Annotated in this window: 10 protein-coding genes; 4 read left to right on the forward strand and 6 right to left on the reverse strand. The window is 30.0% G+C overall.

What is annotated here, in order from left to right; genetic code table 11:
* Nucleotides 1–124: 124 nt before the first annotated feature.
* Entirely contained in the window at nucleotides 125–451 is a 327-nt protein-coding gene (locus PNO30_RS05775; RefSeq protein ID WP_271987477.1) for a thioredoxin family protein, read from the reverse strand.
* A 250-nt stretch (nucleotides 452–701) separates the two neighbouring features.
* Between PNO30_RS05775 and gorA the strand changes: the two genes are divergently transcribed.
* Nucleotides 702–2,054, forward strand: coding sequence for a glutathione-disulfide reductase (gene gorA / locus PNO30_RS05780; protein ID WP_271987479.1), 1,353 nt, complete (start codon nucleotides 702–704; stop codon nucleotides 2,052–2,054).
* Nucleotides 2,055–2,149: 95 nt separating this feature from the next.
* On the forward strand, nucleotides 2,150–2,884 hold the full coding sequence (locus tag PNO30_RS05785) for a DUF4097 family beta strand repeat-containing protein (RefSeq protein ID WP_271987480.1): 735 nt from the start codon (nucleotides 2,150–2,152) through the stop codon (nucleotides 2,882–2,884).
* 69 nt (nucleotides 2,885–2,953) lie between these two features.
* Here the strand turns inward: PNO30_RS05785 and PNO30_RS05790 are convergent, their stop codons facing one another.
* From PNO30_RS05790 to cysS, 5 genes are read right to left on the reverse strand one after another with little or no spacing between them, the layout of a single operon-like run.
* Nucleotides 2,954–3,478 carry an NYN domain-containing protein gene (locus PNO30_RS05790; RefSeq protein ID WP_271987482.1) on the reverse strand — a complete coding sequence of 175 codons (525 nt, stop codon included), beginning with the start codon at nucleotides 3,476–3,478 and terminating at the stop codon, nucleotides 2,954–2,956.
* 21 nt (nucleotides 3,479–3,499) lie between these two features.
* Nucleotides 3,500–3,940: a GNAT family N-acetyltransferase gene (locus PNO30_RS05795; RefSeq protein WP_271987484.1), complete on the reverse strand. Its 441-nt coding sequence runs from the start codon at nucleotides 3,938–3,940 to the stop codon at nucleotides 3,500–3,502.
* Nucleotides 3,933–4,748: a 23S rRNA (guanosine(2251)-2'-O)-methyltransferase RlmB gene (gene rlmB, locus PNO30_RS05800; protein WP_271987486.1), complete on the reverse strand. Its 816-nt coding sequence runs from the start codon at nucleotides 4,746–4,748 to the stop codon at nucleotides 3,933–3,935. The genes PNO30_RS05795 and rlmB overlap by 8 nt, the downstream gene beginning before the upstream one ends.
* Complete coding sequence (locus tag PNO30_RS05805) at nucleotides 4,732–5,163, reverse strand: Mini-ribonuclease 3 (protein ID WP_048803296.1); 432 nt, start codon at nucleotides 5,161–5,163, stop codon at nucleotides 4,732–4,734. The genes rlmB and PNO30_RS05805 overlap by 17 nt, the downstream gene beginning before the upstream one ends.
* Complete coding sequence (gene cysS / locus PNO30_RS05810) at nucleotides 5,148–6,545, reverse strand: cysteine--tRNA ligase (protein WP_271987489.1); 1,398 nt, start codon at nucleotides 6,543–6,545, stop codon at nucleotides 5,148–5,150. The genes PNO30_RS05805 and cysS overlap by 16 nt, the downstream gene beginning before the upstream one ends.
* A gap of 222 nt (nucleotides 6,546–6,767) precedes the next feature.
* On the opposite strand from cysS, the gene PNO30_RS05815 reads away from it, so the two are divergent.
* Nucleotides 6,768–7,646 carry a YitT family protein gene (locus PNO30_RS05815; protein WP_003147170.1) on the forward strand — a complete coding sequence of 293 codons (879 nt, stop codon included), beginning with the start codon at nucleotides 6,768–6,770 and terminating at the stop codon, nucleotides 7,644–7,646.
* Nucleotides 7,647–7,812: 166 nt separating this feature from the next.
* Nucleotides 7,813–8,460 (forward strand): ATP-dependent Clp endopeptidase proteolytic subunit ClpP, encoded by a 648-nt coding sequence (gene clpP, locus PNO30_RS05820; RefSeq protein ID WP_102169953.1) that lies wholly within the window; start codon nucleotides 7,813–7,815, stop codon nucleotides 8,458–8,460.
* The last annotated feature ends 133 nt before the right edge of the window (nucleotides 8,461–8,593 follow it).

Below are 8,593 nucleotides of genomic sequence, written 5' to 3' on the forward strand. Positions count from 1 at the left end.
ATAGAACATATGACTGTATAAATATAAAAAAGATAGCGTAGCAGTCATTATAACTACTACGCTATCCTAAGTCTAACTTTTTGGGGTCAGATCAAAATGCGCTAAGCCTTATTTTTTATTTAGACTAAATTTTCTCTAAAAATTCTTCTACTTCTTTTTGAGTTTTAGCTAGTCTTGATACAAAGCGACTAACTTCTACATTATTTTTGTAACCTACAAAAGAAGGAATACCAAAAATATCAAGAGCTTGAGCTATTTCTGGATAATCATCACGATTAACGTAGATAAATTTTATTTCAGGAAACTTGTTTATCGTTTCTTCTAAGTAATGGTCTAACATGATGCAATCTGGACACCACGTTGCAGAAAATACAAAGACAATTTTTTCATTTTCTTCTTTTAATACTTTGAATTGTTCTATAGAATTTAATTTTTCTATATAATTAAACATATAATCACCTCATTTATGACTAAGATTATATCACAAAAATTAATTGTTAGCATGGAGAATGCTTAGTTTTTAATTTTCAGTTTATATTTTCATTTTCAATTTTGATTACAAATGTAAGCAAATATATTGAATTTAATTGTTAAATGTTGCATAATATGTGATATAGAGATTAGATTTATGTGATATAATTATTTATATAAATACTAAACTTTTATTGATAAAAGCTATACAATATTATAGAGGTGAAAACATGGCAAAACATTATGATTATATTGCGATTGGTGGAGGAAGCGGAGGAATAGCTTCAATTAACCGAGCTGCAATGTACGGTATAAAAGGATTGTTAATCGAAGGAAATGAATTAGGTGGGACATGTGTAAATGTTGGATGTGTTCCTAAAAAAGTTATGTGGCATGCGTCACAAATATCTGAGAGTTTAAAATTATATGCTAATGACTATGGATTTAGTTTTGAAAATTTAGAATTTGATTTTTCAAAATTAATAGGTAATCGTTCTGCATATATTGATAGAATTCATGGTTCTTATGAGCGTGGATTAAATAATAACAAAGTAGATTTAGTAAGAGGATATGCTAAGTTCGTTAACAAAAATACAGTTGAAGTTAATGGAGAACAGTATACTGCTGATCATATTTTAATAGCAACTGGTGGACAACCAACTATTCCTAATGTTGAGGGAGCTGAGTATGGTGTTACATCTAATGAAGTTTTTGCATTAAAACAATTACCAAAACGTATTGCAGTAGTAGGTGCCGGATATATTGCGGTTGAACTTGCTGGAGTATTCCACGGTCTTGGTGTTGATACTCACTTATTTGTACGACGTGATCGTCCTTTAAGAACTTTTGACAGAGATATAGTAGATACTTTAGTAAAAGTTATAAATGAAGAAGGTCCAACTCTTCACACAAATGCTATTCCTAAAAAAGTTGTGAAAAATGGTGATGACAGCGTTACTTTAGTACTTGAAGATGGACGCGAAACAACAGTTGATCTTTTAATTTGGGCAATCGGTAGAAAACCATTATCTGAAAATCTTAATTTAGAAGCTGCAGGTGTGGAAGTAGATGAGCGTGGATTTATTCCTACAGATAAATTCCAAAATACTAATGTAGAAGGAATTTATGCAGTAGGTGATGTAACAGGGCGCTTAGCGTTAACTCCAGTTGCAGTTGCAGCAGGACGTAGATTATCAGAAAGATTATTTAATAATAAACCTGAAGAGCACTTAGATTACACTAACGTTGCTACAGTAGTATTCTCACACCCAGCGATTGGTTCTATTGGATATACAGAAGAGCAAGCTATTAAAGAATTTGGTGAAGAAAATATTAAAGTTTATAAATCTTCATTTACTCCAATGTATTCAGCAATAACTAGTCACAGACAACCATGTTTTATGAAACTTATTACTCTTGGTGAAGAGGAGAAAGTTGTAGGATTACATGGGATTGGTTATGGTGTGGATGAAATGATTCAAGGATTTGCTGTTGCTATTAAAATGGGAGCAACAAAACGTGATTTCGATAACACAGTAGCGATCCACCCAACTGGTTCTGAAGAATTTGTAACAATGAGATAATTTTATAAAAAATGATTGGCCTTTTCCTAGGTCAATCATTTTTTTCTTGACATTCTTTTTTTATAGGAGTATTCTGAGGGTGGGAGAGGATAATAATGAAAAAATTTTTAAAAACAATAATTATTGCAATATTAACTGTATCGATTGCAACAGGTTGTGTGAGATTCAGTAAAGAGGATAAAGAAACTAATACTCCAAAAGAATCTTCTAATAAAGTCTTTAGTGAATGGATTGGGAAGAAAGGGATAGATAGTATTAAAATTAATGCATTGAAAAATAATGTTAAAATTTATTATCATAACAATGAAACGATTTTAATAAAAGGAAATTTCAAAGGAAATTATAAATATTTTACAGATAATAATTTATTAGATATTACTGCTTCTGCAGAGGAGTCAGGTGAGAATGAACTTACTGTATATCTTCCTAAAAAAATGTATAAAAGTATTACTATAGAGAACAAAGATGCAACTTCAAAAATCTTTGATGTAAATGTAGAAAGTTTAATTATTAATAGTAATGACGAGGTTGTAGTTGATGGAGCTGAGATAGGTAATCTTAAAATCGCTACTGATAACAAGAAGGTACAAATAACAAAGGATATTATAAATAAAGCGATTATTGAAACTAAAAATAATACAAAAATTATAGTAGACCAAACAAAGGTAAATACTATGAATATGCTAACAGAATCTGGAGATATTTTTGCAAAAATTAAAGGAAATAAACAAGATTATCAAATTAATTATAGTAAAAATACAGCTGACTCTAAAGATAAACAAATAACAGCAGTTTCAGATAAAGGAAAAATTGAAATTAGCTTTATTTAGATTAGATAACGAATTTTTCAAAATAAAAAAAGAAGAGGTGGATATTTAATATATCCATCTCTTATAATTTTAAAATTTCCCATTTTTTATGAAATTTTCTAGTTTTCTTCTATCATTGTCACTCATGCGGATATGTCTATTTTTTAATTCACGAGAATTGTGATTTTTTGTTATTTTAGAAACACTTTGTTTTCTATCTTTTAATTCTTTTATAAACATGTGACAATCTCGCAAAATTGCTCCGTAGCCAAGAGTGGTGTCGCGTTCGTCATGATCGTCACTTACTACTATAATATCTATAAAGTGATCGATTCTTAATTCTCGAGTTTTTCTTTCTATCCATTGGTCAGCCCTTTCACCAGTTTTTGTATAAACAATAGTAATAGGTGGTTCTTCTTTAATGTATTCTTTTGAACGTGTTAGATAAGCGTCAAATACGCAGTAAACGATATAGTTATTTCCACCTGCATATTCACGAAGCATATCAATTAGAATGTCTCGTTCGGTAGGAAAGGTAGAGCTTTTTATTAAGTCATATTCTTTCATACGAAAAAGTAAATTATAACCGTCAATAAATAAATATTGTTTTTTCATAAAAAGTCCTCCTTTGATAATTTAATTAATTTCTTTCCTCATATCTACATGCTCAATGCCTGCATCTAAATATATTATGTCATTAACTCGATTATAACCTAATGATTTATAGAAGTTTTCGGCTTGTATTTGAGCACTAAGTTCGATAATTATTTTTCTTTTTAAAATTTGCTGTGCGATATTTTCGCATCCAATAATAAGTTCACGTCCAATTCCTTGACCGCGGTATTCTTTATCAATAACAACGCGTCCAATGTGAATAACGTCTTTATCAAGATCTATAAGTCGTGCAACTCCGATAAGTTTATTGTTATCAAAGAATCCAACATGAACCGTATTTTCGCTATTATCTTTTTCATCAAATTCAAGTTCCATTGGAACTTTTTGTTCTTTAACGAATACTTCAATACGAAGAGCAAAACCAAGGTTAAGCTCTTCTTTAGATTTTAATATTTTAATCATTAGACTTAATTCTTTCGTACATTATTATACCAGCTGCTACAGAAGCGTTTAAGCTTTGGATTTTTCCTAACATTGGTAGGTGATATAAGAAATCACATTCGTTAGTAACAACTTTACTCATACCTTCACCTTCGTTACCGATTACGATAGCTAAAGGTACATCTTTTGCAATTTTTGTGTAATCTTCAGAACGTTCTGCTAATGTTGTTCCTGCAATCCAGAATCCTTTTTCTTTTAATTTTTTAATAGCATCAGTTAGGTTTGATACACGGATAACAGGCATGTGTTCAATTGCTCCGGCAGAAACTTTAACTGCAGTTTGGCTAACTACAGCGGCACGACGTTTAGGAATTATTATTGCTTTAACACCACTTGCTTCAGCAGTTCGAATTATCGCACCTAGGTTATGTGGATCTTCAATATGGTCTAAAATAAGTAGGGTAGTATCCTTATTAATTTCTAAGTTATTTACTACTTCATCAAGTTCAAAGTAAGAGTATGGCGCAACATAGGCGATAACTCCTTGGTGACGTTCAGTAGTTGAATTGTCTAGTTTACGTTTTGGAACTTCTTGACAAATGATTTTTTTCTCATTAGCAATAGCAAAAATAGATTTTAATCTTCCTTTTTCAATCCCCTCTTGGAATAGAATTTTATTAATTTCACGTCCTGATTTAATTGCTTCAAGTATAGCGTTACGACCAGCAATTACTTCTTTATCCAAATCAATTTCAGCAGTTTGAACTTGAGGTTTTTGTCCTTTATTTTTTAGTCTTAATTCTTTATAGTGTTTATTGTTTTTCTTCATATAATTTTATTATGTAGTTAAACATTTCCTCCAATCTTTCGAAGTTTTTTTCTAAATATAAATAACCGAATACAGCCTCTAAACCAGTAGCTAGTTTATATTCCATAATACTAGCATTTTTTGCTTTAGAGTTATTTTTTTGATTTTTTGCACGGTTATAAATTTTTTCTTCTTGTTCTGTCAAAATACTATTGTTTAGTATGTTTTCCATAAAACTTGCTTGAGCTCTAGCAGATACGATTGTAGAAACTGTTTTGTGAAGATCATTTATTTTTCCTAAATGATTTTTCATAACATATTCTCTACTCATTATATCGTAAATACTATCTCCAATATAGGCAAGAGTTAAAGCTTGCATTTGATTTGGATTAGCGAAGTTTTTTTCAGTAAATTTAAATGTTATATTTTTTTCCATCGTACACCTTGTTTTGTATCTTCTAGGATAATTCCTTGTTCTTTTAAGTCATCTCGGATTTTATCAGCTAAAGCGAAATCACGGTTTTTACGAGCGGCTTCACGTTCAGCTATTAAGCTTTCAATATGTTCACTATCAAGAGTGTTATCTTCTTTTACATTTATTCCTAGAATTGAACTATACGTTTCGAATGCAGCATTGATTAGTTCTAATGTTTCTTTGTTAACAGCTTCTTTTGCTGTATATGAGTTTGAAATTCTTACAATTTCATACCATGAAGAAAGGGCGTTTGCTGTATTGAAATCATCTTGCATATATTCTTCAAATTTATTTAGTTCTTCTGTAATTAATGCTACAACTTCTGTATCTAATTTTTCTTCAGTCATTTCGTTATTTAATCTGAATTGTAGATTTTGATAAGAAGTTTTAATTTTTTCGAAGTTTGTTTTTGCTAATTCAATATTTTCTAATGTGTAGTTAATTGGTGTTCTATAGTGAACTGTCAACATGAATAAACGAAGTACCATAGGGTCTATTTCGGCGATAATATCTTTTACTAAACGGAAATTCCCTAAACTTTTACTCATTTTAACATTATCAATATTTATAAATGCATTGTGCATCCAATAATTACTAAATGGTGCATGGTTATGACATTCTGATTGTGCAATTTCATTTTCGTGATGAGGGAATGTTAAGTCTTGTCCACCAGCGTGGATATCGATTGTTTTGCCCAGTGTTTCTTTAGCCATAACAGAACATTCAATGTGCCAACCTGGACGACCTTCTCCAAATGGACTATCCCATTTTACTTCACCTGGCTTAGCTTTTTTCCATAGTGCAAAATCTAGTGGATCTTCCTTGTGTTCTCCAACTTCGATTCGAGCACCACTAATTAAATCATCGATAGATTGTTTACTTAATTTTCCGTAGTCTTCTTTTTTACGAGTTCTGAAATAAACATCACCGTCTGCTTCATAGGCATATCCTTCTTCAACTAATTTAGCTATGAATTTGATTATTTCTTGCATATATTCTGTAACTCGAGGATTTTTCGTTGCTCTTTTACATCCTAATGCATCGTAATCCTTAAAGAAGGCATTGATGTACTTATCTGTAAGTTCACTAGTAGAAATTCCTTCTTCATTACTTGCTTTAATAATCTTGTCGTCAACATCAGTAAAGTTAGAGATGAAATCTACTTCATATCCACTGTGTTCTAAATATTTTCGTACAACATCAAAGACTATAATAGGACGTGCATTACCGATATGAATATAATTATATACAGTTGGTCCACAAACATACATTCGTACTTTATTTTCTTCTATTGTTTTTAAAATTTCTTTTTGTTTTGTCAATGTATTATAGAGTTTAATCATAAATAGCTCCTTTTTAATTGGGGGCAAATATGTAAGTGATGTACTCCCAAAATTCTCAATTTTTTAATAATTAGAAAAATCTATTACTTAAATTTTAACACAAAATGTTGATAAAATGAATTATTTATTAATATTTCATTAGAGATAGTTGATTTTTAATTGTTTTAAAATTTAATTTGTATTAAAATATATAGTGGATAAAAAATAAAGGATAAGGATAACATGAAATTATCGGATACGATTTATACGACTGATCAACATAAGCAATCAAAAGACATATTTTTAATAATACTAGGAACAGTATTATTCTCAATTTATGCTGGATTGTTAATACCTGTTAATAATATTGGAGCAGGTGGTGCATTAGGATTAAGTTTAGTAATTAATAAAATAACTGGGATAAAAATAGGGACAGCACAATTTGTTTTAAATGTTCCATTATTTTATTTAGGTTATAAATATATAGGAAGAAAATTTGTAATACTAACAGGATTAGTGATTAGTATTTCATCATTTTTAATTAATAATTTACCTAAGATAATAACTCCTGTTAACCTTGGAGATTCGCTTGTAGCAGCAATCTTCTGTGGAATTATTTCGGGATTAGCCATGTGTTGTCTGTTGGTTGCTGGAGCTTCAACTGGTGGAACGGATATAACAGGTAAGTTTATTACTAAGCAGTTCAAATATAATTTACCAACAGTTTTTTTAATACAAGATATAACAATATATACAATAGTGTGGATATTTTTTGATATTAAATATGTAATGTATGCACTTGTAATGAGTTTTGTACGTAATCAAACGATGAAAGGTGTTCAAAAATTCTTTTCAGCATATATACAATGTACAATAATTTGTAGTAATCCGGAAAAAATGGTAGAACTGATAAATACTACCTTGCATAGAGGTTCTACAATAATGGATGTTGAAGGTGGATATTCTCACAAGAAAAAAAGAATGATTATAGTAGTTATTCAACAAAATGAGATGCATCTTTTAAGACAATTAGTAGCAAAAAATTGTCCAGAAGCATTTATTACAGTAACTGCAGTTAATACTATTGTAGGTAATTTTAAAGAACATTCATATAGGTTATAAGATAAATAAAATTACGGTTTGAAAACAGTTGTTTTTGAGCCGTATTTATTATAAATTAGTGGAGAATTTATTGAAAATAAAGAAAAGTTAAAAAGGGGAAATAAGTTGATAATTGACCATATTTGATATATAATAACAAGTGAAAAGAAAATTAGGAGGTAAGAAAATGAATTTAATTCCTACAGTAATTGAGCAAACTTCTCAAGGAGAAAGAGCTTATGATATTTATTCAAGATTATTAAAAGATAGAATCATTATTTTAGGATCGGATGTTAATGACCAAGTAGCTAATTCAATAACAAGTCAACTTTTATTTTTAGAAGCACAAGATAGTGAAAAGGATATCTACTTTTACATAAATTCACCAGGGGGAAGTGTAACGGCTGGATTTGCAATTTACGATACTATGCAACATATTAAATGTGATGTTGTAACTATTTGTATGGGTATGGCGGCTAGTATGGGAGCATTCTTACTTGCAGCAGGAACTATTGGTAAACGTTATGCACTTCCAAATGCGGAAGTAATGATTCACCAACCATTAGGTGGAGCGCAAGGTCAAGCAACTGAAATTGAAATAGCAGCCAAACACATTTTAAGAACTCGTGAAAAATTAAACAAAATTCTAGCAGACAGAACTGGACAAACTATTAAAGCTATTGAACGTGATACAGAACGTGATAATTACTTAACTGCTGAAGAAGCATGTGAATATGGATTAGTTGATAAAGTGATGTATCCAGAAAATAACAAACCACAGAAAAAAGAGAAACCAAAAAAAGCTACGAAAAAAGTTGCTAAAAAATCAGAATAAATAAAAAAGGTTCTTTGTCAAATTCGGTTGATTTTGAGAATTAGGAGAAAGCTATGCTATATTAAGTAGTATAGCTTTTTTCCTATTTTTTCGTTTTAATCTTATTTCTTTCTTTTTAGCGAGAACAGCTTGA

Origin of the sequence: Gemella haemolysans (genome assembly GCF_028308085.1) — a bacterium.
Classification (GTDB): domain Bacteria; phylum Bacillota; class Bacilli; order Staphylococcales; family Gemellaceae; genus Gemella; species Gemella haemolysans_D.